This window comes from Stieleria tagensis (assembly GCF_024129865.1).
GTDB classification, from domain to species: Bacteria; Planctomycetota; Planctomycetia; order Pirellulales; family Pirellulaceae; genus Stieleria; species Stieleria tagensis.
The window spans coordinates 1-18,162 of sequence record NZ_JAMYFE010000144.1 but is presented as its reverse complement, the minus strand read 5'-3'; the positions used below and the strand labels follow the sequence as shown (position 1 = coordinate 18,162).

At 55.6% G+C, this 18,162-nt stretch carries 16 protein-coding genes; 4 read left to right on the top strand and 12 right to left on the bottom strand.

Annotation, left to right across the window (positions count from 1 at the left end; translation table 11 throughout):
- The 7 genes from NHH03_RS26560 to NHH03_RS26530 all read right to left on the bottom strand — a co-directional run.
- On the bottom strand, nt 1-1,217 hold a 1,217-nt coding region (locus NHH03_RS26560), incomplete at its 3' end, for a prenyltransferase/squalene oxidase repeat-containing protein (RefSeq protein WP_253161384.1).
- 212 nt (nt 1,218-1,429) lie between these two features.
- Nucleotides 1,430-1,876, bottom strand: coding sequence for a hypothetical protein (locus tag NHH03_RS26555; protein WP_253161383.1), 447 nt, complete (start codon nt 1,874-1,876; stop codon nt 1,430-1,432).
- Between the two features lie 100 nt (nt 1,877-1,976).
- Complete coding sequence (locus NHH03_RS26550; RefSeq protein WP_253161382.1) at nt 1,977-3,107, bottom strand: FAD-dependent oxidoreductase; 1,131 nt, start codon at nt 3,105-3,107, stop codon at nt 1,977-1,979.
- A gap of 275 nt (nt 3,108-3,382) precedes the next feature.
- The gene (locus tag NHH03_RS26545; protein ID WP_253161381.1) at nt 3,383-3,862 is read right to left on the bottom strand and encodes a GNAT family N-acetyltransferase; all 480 of its coding nucleotides are present in this window, start codon (nt 3,860-3,862) and stop codon (nt 3,383-3,385) included.
- A 13-nt stretch (nt 3,863-3,875) separates the two neighbouring features.
- A complete protein-coding gene (locus tag NHH03_RS26540) occupies nt 3,876-4,340 on the bottom strand; it encodes a rhodanese-like domain-containing protein (protein ID WP_253161380.1) in 465 nt (154 codons plus the stop codon).
- Complete coding sequence (locus NHH03_RS26535) at nt 4,337-7,639, bottom strand: efflux RND transporter permease subunit (RefSeq protein ID WP_253161379.1); 3,303 nt, start codon at nt 7,637-7,639, stop codon at nt 4,337-4,339. Before NHH03_RS26535 ends, NHH03_RS26540 begins: the two co-directional genes overlap by 4 nt.
- A 1-nt stretch (nt 7,640) precedes the next feature.
- Nucleotides 7,641-9,005, bottom strand: coding sequence for an efflux RND transporter periplasmic adaptor subunit (locus NHH03_RS26530; protein WP_253161378.1), 1,365 nt, complete (start codon nt 9,003-9,005; stop codon nt 7,641-7,643).
- Nucleotides 9,006-9,117: 112 nt separating this feature from the next.
- On the opposite strand from NHH03_RS26530, the gene NHH03_RS26525 reads away from it, so the two are divergent.
- Both NHH03_RS26525 and NHH03_RS26520 read left to right on the top strand, forming a co-directional pair.
- Entirely contained in the window at nt 9,118-9,594 is a 477-nt protein-coding gene (locus NHH03_RS26525; protein WP_253161377.1) for a MarR family winged helix-turn-helix transcriptional regulator, read from the top strand.
- Between the two features lie 21 nt (nt 9,595-9,615).
- Nucleotides 9,616-10,632: a prenyltransferase/squalene oxidase repeat-containing protein gene (locus NHH03_RS26520; protein ID WP_253161376.1), complete on the top strand. Its 1,017-nt coding sequence runs from the start codon at nt 9,616-9,618 to the stop codon at nt 10,630-10,632.
- On the opposite strand, the gene NHH03_RS26515 is transcribed toward NHH03_RS26520, so the two are convergent.
- Both NHH03_RS26515 and NHH03_RS26510 read right to left on the bottom strand, forming a co-directional pair.
- Nucleotides 10,629-11,603, bottom strand: coding sequence for a DUF4142 domain-containing protein (locus NHH03_RS26515; RefSeq protein WP_253161375.1), 975 nt, complete (start codon nt 11,601-11,603; stop codon nt 10,629-10,631). The genes NHH03_RS26520 and NHH03_RS26515 overlap by 4 nt on opposite strands.
- Before the next feature lie 304 nt (nt 11,604-11,907).
- Nucleotides 11,908-12,183 carry a hypothetical protein gene (locus tag NHH03_RS26510; RefSeq protein WP_253161374.1) on the bottom strand — a complete coding sequence of 92 codons (276 nt, stop codon included), beginning with the start codon at nt 12,181-12,183 and terminating at the stop codon, nt 11,908-11,910.
- 502 nt (nt 12,184-12,685) lie between these two features.
- Here NHH03_RS26510 and NHH03_RS26505 point away from each other — a divergent pair.
- Entirely contained in the window at nt 12,686-13,732 is a 1,047-nt protein-coding gene (locus NHH03_RS26505; protein ID WP_253161373.1) for a DUF1559 family PulG-like putative transporter, read from the top strand.
- A gap of 122 nt (nt 13,733-13,854) precedes the next feature.
- Complete coding sequence (locus NHH03_RS26500; protein ID WP_253161372.1) at nt 13,855-15,189, top strand: hypothetical protein; 1,335 nt, start codon at nt 13,855-13,857, stop codon at nt 15,187-15,189.
- 13 nt (nt 15,190-15,202) lie between these two features.
- On the opposite strand, the gene pncA is transcribed toward NHH03_RS26500, so the two are convergent.
- Genes pncA through NHH03_RS26485 form a run of 3 tightly spaced genes read right to left on the bottom strand, consistent with a single transcriptional unit; the run spans nt 15,203 to nt 18,004 of the window.
- Nucleotides 15,203-15,847 carry a bifunctional nicotinamidase/pyrazinamidase gene (gene pncA, locus NHH03_RS26495; RefSeq protein WP_253161371.1) on the bottom strand — a complete coding sequence of 215 codons (645 nt, stop codon included), beginning with the start codon at nt 15,845-15,847 and terminating at the stop codon, nt 15,203-15,205.
- Nucleotides 15,837-16,526 (bottom strand): NUDIX hydrolase, encoded by a 690-nt coding sequence (locus tag NHH03_RS26490; protein ID WP_253161370.1) that lies wholly within the window; start codon nt 16,524-16,526, stop codon nt 15,837-15,839. Before NHH03_RS26490 ends, pncA begins: the two co-directional genes overlap by 11 nt.
- On the bottom strand, nt 16,523-18,004 hold the full coding sequence (locus NHH03_RS26485; protein WP_253161369.1) for a nicotinate phosphoribosyltransferase: 1,482 nt from the start codon (nt 18,002-18,004) through the stop codon (nt 16,523-16,525). Before NHH03_RS26485 ends, NHH03_RS26490 begins: the two co-directional genes overlap by 4 nt.
- Nucleotides 18,005-18,162 lie beyond the last annotated feature (158 nt).

Below are 18,162 nucleotides of genomic sequence, written 5' to 3'. Positions count from 1 at the left end.
CTCGATTTAGCGGTATTGACCTCTAGCCCTGCCGCTTGCCCGCTTTTCAATCCCATCACGAACCATCCCGTCACGGAGGTGTCCGAATCGAATCGTGGCAGATAGCGCCAACCGCCTTGAGGTGATTGGGCACGGCAGGCGAAGTCACAGGACAATTGAGCATAGGGGCGAATCCACGAATCGCCGGTCATCGCATACAGTTCACACAGCGCGATCATCGCTTGCGCCTGGGCGTACATTCTCTCATGGCTAGCGGCACGAGCCGCCATGAACCCTTGGCGATCCTGTTGTTTGACCAACCAACGAACAGCCCGCGAAACCTCTTGTTGGTAGTCGCCGTCTAGATGTGTGCTGCCGGCCCCCATGAACGCCAGCATCGCCATCGCCGTCGCTGCCACGTCGTTTTCAGATCGTGCGCCATGCTGGTATGGCCCTCGCAGACTCCAACTGCCGTCGCGTTGCTGTTGCCGTTTCAACCATTGCAAGCCAAGTTTCACTGCCAGTTCCGTTTCCTCCGTGCCGCCGGCTTGCTGTAACAGCATTTGCTTCATGGGACCGCTGCGACCGGCAAACAGATTGACCGGTTTTCCCGGTGGCTTGTCCAGTGACGCCTGCGAGCTCGGTTGATTCACGTCCCCTTTGGGCGTCATCGACGCCAATTCGAGCGGTGCGTCAAAGATGACTGGCGGCAGGTCGATCACCGATTCGGTCGGTTCCTCCGTTGGCAAAGCGGACCACTGCGCCGTCTCGATCGAAATTTCCATCAGCTCCGTTGCAGGATCTGCATCCGCTTGCCGCAAGGTCAACACCATTTGTCCGACGACTGCGGACGAGGTGGAGATCAACGCAAGTATCAGTAGAAAAACCAAGTGAAGGCACAAGCTGACCAGCCACGCCGGAGCGTCTTCAAAGCGTTGCTGCGTTTTACGGATGATCCGCCAAGCATCAGCAACACGCGCACTTAATGTTGCTCCATAGCCGTTCTTGGTCCGTGGTGCGGTTTGGGAGATGGTGGGAAACGCCGCTTCAGAACCTTGAACTTGCAGCGGTCGGTTTGCATTTGATGCTGTAACGTCAACATCGGCACGCCAGCGTGGCTGAGTCTGGTGTGGGACGGTTTGCTGCGGCGATTTGGTCCACCGCTGGACCGGCGGTGGCATGACCGGCGGTGGTGCAGGCGGCGGTATCAGAACGGCTGATTGAGAAGAGGTATGCATTTTGAGCGGCTCAAAAAGTGAGCTGGCGCAACAGGTCAGAAGCTGTCTAACCGGCCCGTTCAGGACATCCATCCGCTGTCTTTGCTGTGAATCGACCGACGAAAGCGGGGCGTCAAATCACGATTTCAATCTATGCTCTGGCGAACGCAACGACAAGTAAATACAGCCAACGGATCGAAAAACACGAGGCAACCTTTCGATTCACACGGTGATCAATTTGCCGCGATCGAAGCCAGCATGCTGGAACTGGCTGGAGATTCTCGCTGACGCAGACGTTCTGCGATGCGTGCCGCACGTTCGGCTCGCTTGGCTTCGACTCGGGCCAATCGAGACGACCTGGCTTGGTTCTCCCGCTGAATCATCGCCAGTCGTTGTCGCTGTGCGTTCTGATAGACCATGCTGGACATCTGCCGTTGGGCTGCAAGTGCCTGTTGTTGATAGCGCTGTGCCATCAAGCTCACCGAGGGGTACCCGTTGGATGCCAGTGGATTGGAGCCATAGGCAAAGTTCGAGTTCAGTGTCGCCGCGCTGCCCGACGGCATGCCGCCGCCACGTCCGCCCCTGCACTGGGCTGACACATCACCAGACGAAACCAAAACGGACAACAGGCCTGTCGCCAACATGCCGATCGGGCCATAGAAAATTCGCTTGTCATTCACTTTACACCTCCGCTCGCTCAACCAAGAAGAAAAGATCGGCGGAACGACGAATCGATCGCTCTGCCGCACTTATCTAGTAGGGAACTTGGCGGCAAAACCGTCACGAATTATTTTTGAATTCTGCGACGAAGCGTTTATCGATCCAAGTCTTTAGTAGCCAACACCAGCGTGCGTGCGTTGCAATGGGGCCGTATTGCAGAAATGCTTTTTCGTCACCTGTGTTCAAAAGTTTTAGAAAATCGGACTGCGGACGGAACACTTTCATGTCTCCACCGGTCATCAGGGCCTGCAGATTGTGCCAAAGGATCGGGGACTGGCGGACTGCGTACAGGCCGGCTTTGGGGGCGGGAGATTTAACCACTGTGCCTGAATCACCGACCGCGAAAATACGGGAGTCGGAAAGCGATTGCAGTTGATCATTTGTCGCGATGAACCCGCGCGCATCAGTCTCCAAGCCCAGGCAGCCGAGCACCGCAGGCGGCGCAGCTCCCGTGGCCCAAATCACGCAATCCGCTGCATGCCGACGATCGTCTGCGGTGACCAGATGATCCTGAAAGACGCCGGTGACCCGTTGCTGCGTACTGACCTGGACGTCGCGTGATCGAAGCAACCGTTCAAGTTTTCCAATACTCGTTGCGCTCATGCCTTCGGCAATCGACCGGCCGCTCGTGAAGATCTGAATGCTGAAATCGTCGCTCAAATTTCGTTGTTGAAATTGTTGATGCAAACAGAACGCAATTTCCACACCGGCCACACCGCCACCGACGATGACAACCTTGCGCCGCTGGCTATCGCTAGACGCAATGGTTGCCATTCTTTGATCCAACCGTTGCAAAAAGGTTTGCATCGGTTTGATGGCGACCAGCGATTCGGCGCCGGCGTGATCCTGTAATCCGGCGGGAATCGAACCGACGCCGATCGAGAGTGCATCAAACCGGACACTGTCGCGGTCCGAGAAATGCAGAGTCCCGCTCTCTCGATCCAGTCCGATGGTGTCAGCCAAGATCAACTTGGCGCCGGCACGCTCTGACAAGCGGGCCAAATCGATTCGCATTTCGTCATCCTTGAACTGTCGACCAAGGGTTCCCGGCAGCATGCCCGAATAGGTCGCTGTCGCAAATTTGCTGATGCAAATCAACGAGCATCCTGGGATCGGGTGTGTTTCCCATTGTTTGACGACATGGGCATTGGTGTGACCGATGCCCAAAAGCACAATCTGTCTAGGGGGCATCACTGAACTGGTATTGGCTGGATGACCATGTCACCGCATCTCGCATTTTTGATGCTCTGCTCTGGCTGATCTAACATTCGAGCGATTGTATCGTTGTCATTCGAAGCTTGGGTGGTTTGCATGGCTGCATGCTACCCCTACTTCAAACTTCCAGCAAACAGCATGTTTCACTTTGCAGAGTACCAGACATCCTGCCACCGCGCGGGCCGGCAAATGCCGAACTTAAAATTTGATGCGTTGTGAACTGAGACGATTTGCTCCGTCGCACTGTCCAGCTACAGACTGCGTTGCATTTTGTAGTTCACCAACGATACTCCTTGCCGCAATACGGACTGTTGTTCCAGCACGCGAAAACCGGCGGCCAGGAAAAATGGTTTGGCCGTGACACTCGATTCAGTGGTGATACGATCACAGTTTTGTTGCATTGCATCTTGGATCAATCGTTCCATCAACCTCCGCGCGATACCCTGACGTTGATGGTCAGCAGAAACAAATAGCCGATCCAAATGTCCGTCACGAGTCATGTCGGCAAAGCCGACGATCGAATCTGCTTCGCACGCCACATAGGCAAACCGACCGTTAAAACGGTTCCGCCAAGCATCGACATCAGCATCTTCCGGCGCCCAGACGCGAATCTGTTCGGCCGAATAGTCACGAGCATTGATGCGACGGACCGTCTCGCGAAAAAGATTCAAGCAACCCTCGGCATCTGTCGCGATGAAGGGGCGAATGCAGAATAGGCGACCAGAATCCATGGTGACCATCAACCTACATTTTGATGGTGTAGCTGCTGGGGACAGTGAACACACGCCAATAGGGGTGAACCGCTCGTGTGGGCACTCCCTCTGGTGTCACCAACGGCAGCTCGTGTCGACACCAACCGATCACGCTGTCGCGGTAATTTTTGGCATCAATGCCTGATGCGACCAGTCTGCGAGCGTACAGGTAACTCCTGCCACCGATGGTGCAGTAGGGAACGATCGTCTGTGCCTGATGACGCTGCGGTGCGGACTCATATTGCTCGGCCGTGATCGCCCCCGGGATCATCGAAACCGCCTGCTCGGCGTGACTACGCACATCGACCAACTGGAAACAGGAACGCGGTTGCTGCTGATCGTCACACAACTGTTCTGTAGAAATCGTCGGAACCGATCGCCGCCCGACGGCGCGGCGAGTGACTTCCATCGCAGCGAACGATACGTTGCCCAACAGAATGATTGCGTCACCGATCATTTTGATTCATTGGCCTCTGCAACCGGTTCGTCAACCGGTTCTGTTTCCGTCTCTGCAGCTGGGGCCGCAGTCGGCTGTTCAATGGGCGCGACCGGTTGCTGAGGTATCTTTGGCGTAGGGCTGAACGCGGAATGGTCCGTGTCCAGTGAGCCATTCTCGATTGCCAAATGAGACGGTTTGGCAAATCGGCGAAGGACGACATAGAACACGGGAGTCAAGAACAACCCAAACAGAGTCACTCCCAGCATGCCAGCAAACACAGCGGTACCAAGCACACGCCGCATTTCGAACCCCGCTCCGGTTGCAATCAACAACGGGATCACACCCAAGATGAACGAGAACGCTGTCATCAAAATGGGACGTAGCCGCATGCGACAGGCATCCACTGCGGCCTGGAATCGATCTTTGCCGTTGTCCTCTTCGGCCTTGGCAAACTCCACAATCAAGATTGCATTCTTACATGCTAATCCGATCAGGACGATGAATCCGATCTGCGTCAGGATATTGTTGTCCATGTCACGAAACCAGACGCCGACCAATGCAAACAATAGACACAGCGGAACGATCAAGATGATCGCCAACGGCAGCAGCCAGCTTTCGTATTGGGCGGCCAAGGCGAGGAAGACGAACAGTACCGCGAGGGGAAACAGATACACAATCGTGTTGCCGGCCTGACGCTCCTGATAGGCAAGCTCTGTCCATTCATATCCGAATCCCGGTGGCAAGCTCTTTGCGGCCAGTTGTTCCATGGTGGCCAGCGACTGCCCGGTACTGAATCCGGGAACCGTACTGCCGTTGATGTCCGCGGCTGGGTACAAATTGAAACGCACCAATCGGTCGGGGCCGGCGATGCGTTTGAGTTCGACGACTGAACCGAGGGAAATGCTTGCACCCTGCGCGCTACGGGTGCGCAGTCGCAAAATGTCATTGGGTTCGTCACGAAATTCAGGTTCGGCTTGCGCTGTGACGCGATAGGTTCGGCCCAGCAGGTTGAAATCGTTCACATAAACCGATCCCAAATAGACCTGCAAAGCGTCGAAAACGTTGCTGATGGGAATGTCCAGCATCTGTGCTTTGGTTCGATCAACGTCGGCAAAGATTTGCGGCACACTCATCCGCAAATTCGAAAAGGCTTGCACGATGCCCGGTTCCTGATTGGCCTGTGCGACCATGTCTTCGGTCACTTCGTTTAGAACCGCAGTGCCGGCACCGCTCTGGTCCTGGATGTACATTTTGAAACCACCCCCACGACCAATGCCTCGTACCGGGGGCGGCGGTATGATAAAGACCTGTGCTTCGTTGATGACGCCGACCTCGCGACGCATGTCCGCAACGATTTCCGCGACACCACGCCCCCGCGCGGCGCGCTCCTTCGCATCCTCAAGCGGAAGGAAAGTGACTGCGGCATTGGGGCTGATCGTGAATGTTGATCCCGACAAACCAACGATACCGACCGCATGTGCGACGCCATCAATCTCGCTACCAATTTCAGCGACACGTTTTGTGACCAGATTGGTACGGGCAAGTGATGCCCCGTCGGGCAGACGAATACTGACAATCACATATCCCTGGTCTTGTTCAGGGATGAATCCGGTGGGCACCAGACCAAAACTCATCCCGGTGAACACCAGCATCCCGACGTAGAACACCAGGACAATCCCGGACATGCGAACCAGACGTGACACGATGCCAGCGTAGAAATTGCTGGAGGCATCAAACGTGCGGTTGAACAGGCGGAAAAACCAGCCGAACAGCACATCGACGACTTTGCTAATCCGATTCATCGGGGTGTCACGTGGTTTCAACAACAGGGCACACAAGGCCGGTGTCAACGTCAGTGACACAAAGGTCGAAATTGCCGTTGAAATCGAAATGGTCAATGCGAACTGTTGGTAGAACTGCCCACTGATACTGGGGATAAAGACCGTCGGCACGAACACTGCGATCAACACCAACGTGGTAGCGATCAACGCCGAACCGACTTCATCCATCGCTTTGTGAGCAGCGGCGCGTGGCGACAGCCCCTCGCGAATCAACCGCTCGACGTTCTCCACAACCACAATGGCATCATCGACCACGATCCCGATTGCCAGCACCAAACCGAACAGTGACAGGGTATTGAGCGTCACGCCCAAGGCTTGCATGATGGCAAAGGTACCAATCAGTGAAATCGGAATCGCCACGACGGGAATGATCGTCGGCCGCCAATGGTGCAGAAACAGAAACACCGTCAAGACCACAAAGAAAGTGGTGATCAGCAACGTATTGAAGACTTCGTCAATCGATTCTTCGACAAAATCGGTGGGGTTGTAAGCGATTTCATAGCCGACGCCGTCGGGAAAATCTTCGCTCATCGATTGCATCGTCTGTTTGACTTCCGCAGCCGTGTCGACTGCGTTGGTCCCGGGACGTTGATAGATCAGCACGGCGATCGCCGGTTTGCCGTCCAAGTAGCTCAGACGCGAATAGTCTTGGGCCCCCAATTCGATCCGCGCGACGTCGGACAGTCGTGTCACACGTCCATCCTCGCCGCGTTTGACGATGATTTCGCCGAATTCGTCCGCTTCAACCAAACGCCCCTGAGTGGTCACGTTCAATTGAAAATCACCGGTATCGCCCGTCGGCGGTTGACCGATCATGCCCGCGGCAACTTGAACATTTTGCCCCCGAACCGCTTGAATGACGTCGCCGGCAGTCAAATCGACATGCGTCATTTTTTCGATGTCCAACCAAATCCGCATCGAGTACTCGTTGCCGCCGGCGATACGAATATCGCCAACGCCGTCGAGGCGCATCAGCGCGTCGCGGACTCGCAAGAACGCATAGTTGCTGATGTACAGCTCGTCGCGACTTTCATCAGGCGAGTTCAGGTGAACCACCATCAACATGTCAGGAATCTGTTTTTTCGTCGTCACGCCGATCTGTCGCACTTGTTCGGGCAAGCGTGATTCGGCGACCGCAACGCGGTTCTGCACCAACACTTGGGCATCGTCCAAATCGGTGCCCAATTTGAAGGTCACCGTCAATTGCATGGTGCCATCAGCGCTCGACGACGACTCCATGTACAACATGTTGTCGACGCCATTCATCTCCTGTTCGATCGGCGTTGCGACCGTATCGGCGATCACTTGCGGGGTCGCGCCGGGATAGCTCGCGCGGACCAAAATCGTCGGCGGTGCGACGTTGGGATACTGAGACACCGGTAGGGTGAAATACGTGATTCCGCCAACCAGCACGATCAGAAACGAGAGCACCGACGCAAAAATCGGGCGTTCGATAAAGAAGTGAGGGAATTTCAAGCTAGATCTCGTTGCGTGGGGGCAATGCGTCTGGGGCGGGAGAGAGCCATTGGTTTTCCGGAACCGGTTCGTAATCGTCCGGCAGTCCGTCTTCGACGGCTACGACCGTCCCCTTGGTCGTTGTCACCGTCATCTCTGGCCGGGCCTGCAGTAGGCCTTCGATGACCAGTGATTCGGTGCCTGTCAGACCATCACGCACGACTCGCAATCCATCAACGATCGGACCCAGTGTGATCGCACGTCGCTCGATTTTGTCGTTGACAACGACGTACACGAACTGTGATGACTGATCGGTTCCGACTGCCGAATCGGGAATCAACACCGCCGCTTGAGATGCGCTTCCTGGAATCCGAATTCGGGCAAACATCCCCGGGAACAACACTTGGTCGTCATTGGGAAAAATACAACGTGCACGCATGCTGGCGGTTTCCGGATCAAACCGGTTGTCGACAAAATCCATGTGCCCCTGATGTGGAAAACCGGATTCATCCACCAGTCCCAAGTAGACGGGATTCTTCGTATCGCGAGAACTTTTTCGCTCGCCGGTTTGGGCTAGTCGGATGTACTTGAGAACCTGCTGTTCGCTTGCGTCAAACGTGCAATAGATCGGATCGACCGACGTGATCGTTGTCAACAACGTGGGCGCTGTGGTGCCGCCACTGACCAGGTTTCCCTCGGTGACGAATACGCGGCTGATCCGCCCGGTAACCGGCGACTCGATTCGCGAGTACGTCAGATTCAATTCGGCGACTTCGATCCCAGCTCCCGCTGCTTCGATCGCGGCGTTGGCCGTCTCGATCGCCGCTTCGGCGGAACTGATTCCCGCCCGGCTCGCTTCGGCGTCTGCGTTGGCCTGCAACACCTCTGCCTCGCGCTGGTCCAACTCCTCCTGACTGGCGGCTTTTCGATCCACAAGTGCCCTTGTTCGTTGGACGCGGGTGTTGGCCAGAGTGACGCGAGCGTCGGTTTGCAATTGCTGGGCCTTGGCTTCTGCCAATCCCGCTCGAGCCTGTTGCAGCTGCGATTTCGCCTGGCTCATCGCTGCCTGGGCGGCACGCACATCAGCCTCAAATGGCCGCGAATCGATGACGAATAGCACATCCCCTTCGTTGACCATCTGGCCTTCATCAAAATGGATCGATTTCAAATATCCGCTGACCCGAGCACGCACTTCGACGAAATCGATCGGCTCCAGACGCCCGGTGTAGGCGTCCCATTCAACGATCTTCTTGGTGACGGGCTGTGCGACAGTCACCGTGACCGGTGGCGGTTCCTGCGGCCCGGAGGGACCACCGCGATCGCAGCCGATCGCCGCCAGGAAAACCAAACCGATCGCTGCCGCAAATGGGTGATGGGGGGAATTCACGAGTCTTGCAAATGTCAATGGAGATGATTCCGTAGCGAATAACTACCTGCTGGATAAGTAAATTATTAGTAAGATACTTGTTGGTCAAGGACCGAGTGGTATGATCGTTGCTATGAAACTGCAAGACGAACTGAAACGCCCCATTGCGTTCGCAACGCTCCAGCAGGAAACGTTACTGAATCTGTTGCGGGTCGGCGATCAAATCGACAACCGGCTGTCGCGGCTGTTCCGCGACCACGGTCTGACCCTGTCACGATTCAATATGCTGCGCAGCCTGGCCATTGCAGGGCGTCCGCTGACCTGTGGCGAAATTGCCGAGCGGATGATCCAGGTCGTGCCGGCGATCACGTCGCTGGTCGATCAGCTGGAAAAACAGGAACTGGTCCAGCGGACTCGCTGCACAGAAGATCGCCGCGTGGTGTACGTTTCGATCACAGAGAAAGGCCAGCAACTGTCCGATGAAATAATGGCTCCACTGCTGGAATATGAAAAAACGCTGCTGAAAAAGCTCAGCCGGACAGAACTGAAGACATTGGTGGCGTTGTTGGAAAAGACACGTGAATCATTGGCGGACGCCGATTCTGGGTAGGATTCTGGGTAGAATGAATCGATGAAAACAGATTCATTGACCTATCTTCCTGTGATGGTTTGGCTGATGGTGCTTGCCGCCAACAGCAACGTGCAAGCCCAATCCGACCGTGTTCAAACCGCGATGTCGCGGGGGCTAGGCTATTTGGATGCCGCGGGAGAACGTTGGATTAAGAAGCGTGGTTGTGTGTCCTGCCACCAAGTGCCGACCTTGATCTGGAGCCACCAAGCTGCCCATCAAGCAGGTTACGAGGTGCCGTTGGACAATCTTGTCCGTTGGCAAACCTGGTCAACCAACGTGGTGCATTTTGTCAAACCGGAACAGCAGCAGCAGGTCGATGAAGTTGCCACGATGGCGTCGAATATCGACACCATGGCTGGGTTGCTATTGGCCATGCCGGCTGATCAGCACAGCCAAGTCTGGCGCAAGCGTTTTGCCGATTCGCTGTGTTCCGAACAGGCCGTCGATGGATCTTGGCGGGCCTGTGGCCAATTGCCAATGCAAAAACGACCGGAGAACGAAACGCATGCCGTCACCACGTTGTGGACGACCTATGCGTTATTGAAACAGAACGCGTCGTTCGACTGCGATCGCGCAGTCGCATTCGCGGATACGATCCGAGACGCCCAGTCGACCGAATGGTGGGCGACTCGACTGTTGGTTGCCCGCCAACTGGGGCATCCAAATTCGGAATCGTTGCGAGCCGAACTGGTTTCGCGCCAGCACGATGACGGCGGCTGGGGGTTCCTATCATCAGACTCGAGCGATGCCCTGGGAACCGGGTACGCGATGTATGCGCTGGCCGTTACCGCCGCGGACGATGACCGCCTGGAAGATGACACTCTAGAGCGCGCACAGAATTACTTGCTACGAACCCAGACCGAATCGGGCCGCTGGGTAGTCCCCGGTACCAAACGCGTGTCAAAAGGCAGCCCGACTGCGACAGCTAACGATTGGGGCACCGCTTGGGCGCTGATCGCACTGGCCACCGCTACCGGTGGCACCGGTAGCGACAGTTCAAGACCCTTGGGGGATTAGCGCTTGATCGACGCCATGACTTGTTCGGCATGTTGACGATGCTGCTTCACCGTCGACGCGGCTTGCTGCAGGGTTTGTTGCAGTTGCCCACTGGCGCGACTACTTAGAACGTCCAATGTGGCTTCCTGCTGCAAGTGCGCGGCAACCAACATCCCGACAAGTGCGGCGTCAAATTCGTACCCGGATCGGCTTTCCAGATCCTGGCGGGCTGTCGTCGCCAAACGGGCGGAGATGTCATGGTGGATTGAGACCCAAGGAGAGCGATTGCCCGCATACACTGCGATCGTATCGTCGGACAAGGTTTCATCGACTGCATTACGTGTGTTATTGATCGCGATTTCCGCGCGATCTGTGATCCGCTCAACGCCGTCCTCTAATCGGTCAGCCAGGTTTTCCAATGGTCCGCGAACCCCATCTCGATCACGAATCGCATCGCGCCGTTGTTCGTTAATCGCCTCGCGCTGTTCATCAAGCTGGCGACGAGCGTCCGCTACGCGCTGTCGCGTATCGGTTTCGATCGGAGCGTTGTTCCGGGTGGCTGGGTTCCGCGTGACTGGTTGGGCCTGCTCCTGATTCGCCAACATTGTCAATTTGTCGGCGAACGCTTGGTGGTCGCGAATCACGGTCTCGGCCAAACTGCGAACCTCAGGAGTTTTCGATTGTTGCAACCCGAATTTTGCTAGATCGACCATTGATTGCTGGTCGACGATCAGCCAGCTTGCAATCTGACGATCCATTGAACCTTGTTTTGACATCAATTTTGCATTCGCACTTCCATCTACGATTGCGCCGCGGCGACCGATACGTGAGCCGTCAACGGCGGCCGGATCGGATGTCGCGCTAGGGCGACCATCTACCTGGACTTCGGTTTGTCCGGCTTGAATCTGGACGTCTTGAGCAGGCAGGGAAGTGAACGAGACCAGCGTAGCCATGGTGGCTCCGCCAACGATACGGATTGTCTGGCGTAACATCGATACGTTTCCTAGGTTGGAGTGTTTCAATCATGAAGGCCAATCACAGGCCGCAACAAAGCGATGCACATCATGTGCCACCGGTTTTAGACGGGGACGGTCGGTTCGGGTGAACATTTGAGAGCCGGGCATTCTGGCAACAAAATTCCGCTTGGCTTGACGAACCGCTAATCTGCTGGCATCGTATGGGGCGTAAAGTCTTTGGTCGGACCACAATCTATCTACTCAAATCGATCTCCCGACTGGGTGAATTGTGGCGTTGTTGATCCGACATCTTCTGACTTGGCTGCTATGCGGCGTGCTGCTACTGGGCCACGCCCCGGCGTGGCTGCACATGGCAAGTTGCGGTGATGCCAGCTGCGGAGATTCTTGTGGAAACACAAGTTGCGAGTTGGCGGTTGACCATCGTGTTGGCGAGCCAATCCAGCTTGACATTGCCAAAGCCGAAGCAGCCTGCCATCACGATCATTGTTGCCGTCAGGGTGCCGATCTCGATCGCAGGAACACAGGGAAAACGGCGGATTCGCCGGTAAACCCTGCCGGGCTGAGCCGGATGCAGCCGGTCGGAAACGACAGGCATGACTCTGGCGCATGCCCGATCTGTCAATCGGTGCAGGCGCCTTGCGGTGTGGTGATGGGATTGCACTCACCAACGTTCTCTTTAGCGTCTCGCCCAAGCAATAGCTTGGCACGGCCAGTGGTGCAACGAACTGCCTGCCGTCTTCTGCCGCCTGCTCGCGGGCCCCCGACCAGTCTGGTTTGAAACTTGACCTGCCGCGATGACGTTTATTGACGCAACCATTGGCAATGGCGATCTGCCGCGCAACCGCTGCATTGCCGTGCTGACCGAGTCGCGTTGTTGACTGAATTGCGGTGCAGGTCGTTCGCGCCATCTGACTGTCCAGGACGGGCAATCTCTCGATAGTCCGTGCGTTGCTTGCTTGCCCGTGTGTGCGCGTGGTGTTTCGACACTCGGTCCGACCAAACCCGTGTCGCTACCGCTGCGCGCATGCCGGGCAGCGCTGCGCCCGCTCTATGAAATCCAAAAACAATGATCCAACCAAATAAAAAACTACCTCGAAATGACACTCTCAAATTCTAGAGTCCACCGTCGGCTCGCGTTCACATTGATCGAATTGCTGGTCGTGATCGCGATCATCGGAATCATGGTCTCGCTGCTACTGCCTGCTGTTCAGTCGGCGCGTGAGGCTGCGCGGCGGATGTCTTGTAGCAATCAACTGAAACAGATTGCACTGGCAACGCACAACTATGAAAGCGCGTTTAAAAAGATCCCCGCGATGACGGGCTCAAGTAGCTATTCCGTCCAAGCACGCATCCTTCCCTACATCGAACAAGCCAACTTAGGTGAATTGATTTCCTTCGAAACGCCGCTGCTGGTCGGTCCGCCTTGGATGGCGAGATTTAATCCACAGCTCAAACAAGCTGTAGAAAGCGTAGTGCCAACCTTTCTGTGTCCCAGCGATGTGGGTGACCCCCTTTTTTCAACCACCTATTCCGATGGCACCACGGGCAGCACTGCGGGGATTAGCTACATGTTCAGCTACGGAAGCGGTACCGGGACACACTACGACGATCGCTACCGTACCGACGGAATGGTCTGGGAAAACTCGTGGGCGGGATTTCGTGACTGCCTGGATGGCACCAGTCAAACTGTGTTGTTGGCCGAAACGGTGCTCGGCGATCAAACCGTTGGGTTGATGGAAGCCAGCCCCAGCGGACCGCACCGCCGAATCGCTAATTGGAGTGGTACATCAGGCAACGTGGCGCCCAATCCCGGATTCTTGGAGGGTGGAACACTGATTAGCAACCCGGATTTAGACTTGGTCTATCCATCCAAGATTTCTTCGTACCGCGGTGACCGGGGAGCGTCATGGATTCGCGGCGTTCCCTATGCCACCGTCATCAATGGGTACATGACACCTAACTCGCGCATCCCGGATATCGGAATGCACGGGCGAGGGTTTTATGCGTCGCGTTCCTATCACAGCGGCGGCAGCATGCATGCGATGTTGGACGGAAGCGTGCATTTCTTCACCGATTCAATTGATCGCAGCTTGTACCACGCCTTGTTCACACGTGATGGGCGCGAAGTGGTGGCCCTGCCGTGATGATTGATGCGACACAGAAACTGCGATTCGCCATTCGATCTTTATTTTCGGAAGACGAACCAACAACGAATCGAACTGAAATTGGACGATCCTTCGGAAATACAAAACACATGACAATCAAAATGAATCTTAGAATTGCTGCACTAATCTTGCTGCCCTGTTGCGTCACCGGCCAAGCCATTGCACAGGGACGTACTGTCAGCCGCTTGTTTTGGCAAGACAATGCGACGCAAACAGTTCACTACGGCGACCTGAAGAAACAGAAAGATGGCTGGCGAATCGAGGTCTGCGATCTGCCGGGGCATCCCACGATCGATCCCGACGAACAATCACTTGTGCAAATGCAAACCGCAGATCAGATGATTGTTGTTGGTGTCCGCGACCACAGCGAAGGCGACTTTGGCAGCGGTTGGTTTGCTATCGATTCCGGATTGCAAGAAGAATCGCATGGCGATCATTCCCATTGGCGCTATTCGTCTCAGCCGGTCGTCACAGCGCAACTGATTGATGAACATCAAGGCAACCCGGCGCATGTGTATCGCTACGGCGAATCATTTGTTCTGGCCAACGACGCAAAAAACGGCTTCACCGTTATTCCCGCCGATCGCCTGCGTGGTCTCGAAAATCCAGGCCAGGCGGGAATGTTTCTATCGGGAGGAAAAGGCCACATTACGTTGGCACTGGTAGAAAATCGCGTTGCCTACGCGACCTATATCGATTCGGAGGGCGATGACAAAGGACGAGTCGATGTGGTTGGCTTGGGAGACCGGGTGGGGCATGGATACTCGATCCAATGCCCGACCGGAACTCTGCACGGAGCGACGGTCAATTGTGGCAAAGTTTTTTTGGCGCCTGCCGACGGGATCTGCTGGGTGCGAGCCGATGTTAATTTGGCGCAGGACCCAGATTCGGTTCAAGTGCACCATCTTTCGCTTGGCAGCGATGAAAATGGCAAATCATTGCGAACCGGTGCCTTGACGTGCTGTGTGGATCACGTGCTATTCACCGCTGGCAAAGGTCAACACAGTAAACTCTGTCTGTTGAACGCTGCCAGCGATCAACCCTCGGTAACACAGATTGCAATCCCGGTTGAAGAGACCCACAAGTTGATGTCTCCCTTGCCAGTCACGACAGCAACCGGAAAACGGTTGGCCGTGATGTTCAGTGAGTCCGTTGACGATGCGAGTAGTGACCAATTGTGGGTTGCTGATTTAGACCCTGACGGAGACGGTGATTTTTCGGACGCTCAAATCGCCGCACCGATCGATGTCGGCCCCAGCCAAATTGTGGGGCACGCCGGTCATCATTCGGCCGCTTCGCTTGCCGGCGGCCGACAATTGGTGATTAGCAATCCCGGTGATTCCAGCATCTGGGTACTTTCGTTGACGGACTTCAGCGTGCTTGCCAAGCTAAGCGTTGAAGGCAATCCCATCCGCTTGCTCGCCCTCGGAAACTGAGCCGCCGAATCGGTCAATGCAAAAGCTGGTCGCTGGATAGCAATTCAGCACCGGCGGATTGCATTTCATCGATGGCACGTTCAATGTCTCCGGTTTTCATTTCAACCCCGCGGCAACCATCTTTGATCAACGTGACCTGGAATCCCAACTGGATTGCGTCGAGCACCGTGAACCGAACGCAATAATCGGTTGCCAGTCCCATCACAAATAAGTGCTGGACATTCGCCGAACGCAGGAAATCCGCCAATCCTGTCGCATGACGATGCCCGTTGTCAAAGAAGCCACTGTAGCTGTCAATCGATGGATCGGTGCCTTTGCGAACCACGTGGCTAATACGATCCCGATGCAGTTCAGCGACCAATTGAGAACCGTGCGTTCCCTGTACACAGTGGTCCGGCCAGGCGGTTTGCGGCAATCCACCAAGTGTAAAGTTGTCGCCGATACTTAAGTGCGGGTGCCGGCTGGCAAAACTTTGGTGATCTGCCGGATGCCAGTCCTGAGTCGCGACGACCAAGTCAAACACCGTCATCAGTTGGTTGGCGATTTCAATCACATCGTTGCCACCTGGGACGGCCAGTGAGCCGCCGGCGACAAAATCGTTTTGCAAGTCGACCAACAGCAAGGCCCGTCGATCAGCTGCGGTGGGGTTAGATTTCAAAGTGAACTCCCTGCTTGAGCATTCGTTGGTATTGCCGGCGATCGAATCGATAAAGTCGGGCGGCGCGATGCGCGACGTTGGTTTCGTATTCGTCTAATTCCTGAAGCACGCCCAGACTAAGAATCTTCTTGCGAAAGTTGCGTTTGTCCAATTCACGATCCAAAATCGTTTCGTATAAGAATTGCAGTTGCGAGAGGCTGAATTTTTTCGGCAGTAATTCAAATCCGATCGGTTGGTATTGAACTTTGTTTTGCAGACGTTTCTGCGCCGCTTGCAAAATCAGGTCGTGATCAAATGCCAAACTGGGAAGATCGTCGATGCCATACCACGCTGCATCACGAGCGTCGGTCGCAGCCATGACGCGGTGATCGGACATCCGAACCAGCGCGTACCACGCGACGGTGACGACGCGCTCACGGGGGTCGCGGTCGACGGCTCCGTACGTAGAGAGCTGTTCCAGATAGACCTGTTCCAGCCCCGTTTCCTCACGCAATTCGCGTCGAGCGGCCGATTCAAGTGTCTCATCAATTTGTACAAATCCACCGGGTAACGCCCAGTCGCCACGAAACGGCGGTAAATCACGTTGAATCAACAGCACTTGCAGTTTGCGTTGATCCAATCCAAAAACCACGCAATCAACCGTCAACGCGGGTCGCGCGTGCGAGTATTCGAATGTCATGATCCGGAATCGTTCTTGCCGAACTCTCTGGCCTGAACCACCAACCGGGATTTCAATTGGTGAAGCTGTTTCTCCAGCCCGACCGGATACTTGTGCGGATGGTCGAAACGCAAAATCGATTTGTGAAATTGCTGTAGCTGTTGAAGCGACCGATCTCGAATCTGTTCCAACGTCGGCAGCTGGGAGATCGGTTTGCCATCGCGAAGCACCGGAGTTAGCAGATCGTCGTAGGCGACTGCGGCGGACATCGTGCGGTGATGGGTGGAATCATCAGGATCAACAATCACACAGGGGGTCTGCAGCGGTTTTGATTCATCGAAGATCATGTCGGCAATGGTCTGGCCGTCTTCGCCGTGATAGCGCCGAACCTGCTGGATGCCTGGATTGGAGGTTTTGATCAATTGCTCGGAAACTTTGATTTTCGGTTGCCACTGTTGATCAGCGTCTTGAATCGCCCCCAATTTGTAGACGCCGCCGAGCGCGGGTTGATCGTAGGCCGTGACTAGTTTTGTACCGACACCCCAAACACTGATCTGAGCGCCCTGTAATTTCAGACTTTGGATCAGCCGTTCGTCCAAGTCGTTGCTGGCGACAATCGTCGCGTCTTGAAATCCGGCGGCATCAAGTAACTTGCGTGCTTCAATGCTCAGCCAGGCGAGGTCTCCAGAATCCAGGCGGATGCCGACCATCCGATGACCCGAATCGCGCAAACGGTTGCCAACTTCAATCGCATGGCGAACGCCTTGTAGCGTGTCATAGGTGTCGACCAGAAAGACGCAGTTGTTGGGCATCGCGTCGGCATAGGCGGCGAACGACTCTGGTTCGCTGTCGAACGACATCACCCAGCTATGGGCATGTGTCCCTTTGACAGGAATGCCGAACTGTTTTCCGGCAAGAACATTGGAGGTTGCCGAGCAACCGCCGATGTATGCCGCTCGACTGGCGGCCAGGGCGCCGTCGATCCCTTGCGCTCGACGCAGGCCAAATTCCAACACTGCATCACCGGCCGCGGCGCGGACGATCCGCGATGCCTTGGTGGCGATCAACGACTGGAAGTTGACGATGTTCAGCAGCGCCGTCTCAAGTAGCTGGCACTGCAGAATCGGGCCGCGGACCCGCAGTAGCGGCTCGTGCGGAAACACCACCGTCCCCTCGGCGATCGCGTCGATGTCCACCGATAATTGCAGCTGCCCGAGATACTCTAAGAAATCGGAGGAGAACAACGGACGATCGTCGTTTCCTGTGATCGTTTTCAGATAGGCGATGTCCTCGCCAGAAAAACGAAACGATTCGATAAACTCGACGACCGGCCCCAGACCAGCCGCGATGGCGTAACCGCCATGAAACGGATTCTTGCGAAAAAACAGATGAAACACCGCCTGCTGCTCGGCTTTGCCTTGGCTCCAATAGCCATAGGCCATCGTCAGCTGATACAGGTCGGTCAGAAGTGTCAGAGAGCCGTTGGTGGAGAACTTCATCGGTCTGCCTTTGGTTAGTGTTCATTATACACGAACCCGAGGGGCGGTCAAACCGAACAATCCATTTGGATCGAAGTGAGCGGGGCACCAAGCTGCGTCTCTTGAAGTCGCGGTTTCGCGTGGGGCATTGGTTCTTGGCAACCCGAAGCGTGAGTTTT

Coding starts and splice junctions, on each gene's coding strand:
- NHH03_RS26485 (WP_253161369.1), bottom strand. CDS start 18,004: ATGAAGTTCTCCACCAACGGCTCTCTGACACTTCTGACCGACCTGTAT.
- NHH03_RS26515 (WP_253161375.1), bottom strand. CDS start 11,603: ATGTTACGCCAGACAATCCGTATCGTTGGCGGAGCCACCATGGCTACG.
- NHH03_RS26500 (WP_253161372.1), top strand. CDS start 13,855: ATGAATCTTAGAATTGCTGCACTAATCTTGCTGCCCTGTTGCGTCACC.
- NHH03_RS26505 (WP_253161373.1), top strand. CDS start 12,686: ATGACACTCTCAAATTCTAGAGTCCACCGTCGGCTCGCGTTCACATTG.
- NHH03_RS26545 (WP_253161381.1), bottom strand. CDS start 3,862: ATGGATTCTGGTCGCCTATTCTGCATTCGCCCCTTCATCGCGACAGAT.
- NHH03_RS26510 (WP_253161374.1), bottom strand. CDS start 12,183: ATGCCTGTCGTTTCCGACCGGCTGCATCCGGCTCAGCCCGGCAGGGTT.
- NHH03_RS26525 (WP_253161377.1), top strand. CDS start 9,118: ATGAAACTGCAAGACGAACTGAAACGCCCCATTGCGTTCGCAACGCTC.
- NHH03_RS26550 (WP_253161382.1), bottom strand. CDS start 3,107: ATGCCCCCTAGACAGATTGTGCTTTTGGGCATCGGTCACACCAATGCC.
- NHH03_RS26490 (WP_253161370.1), bottom strand. CDS start 16,526: ATGACATTCGAATACTCGCACGCGCGACCCGCGTTGACGGTTGATTGC.
- NHH03_RS26520 (WP_253161376.1), top strand. CDS start 9,616: ATGAAAACAGATTCATTGACCTATCTTCCTGTGATGGTTTGGCTGATG.
- NHH03_RS26540 (WP_253161380.1), bottom strand. CDS start 4,340: ATGATCGGTGACGCAATCATTCTGTTGGGCAACGTATCGTTCGCTGCG.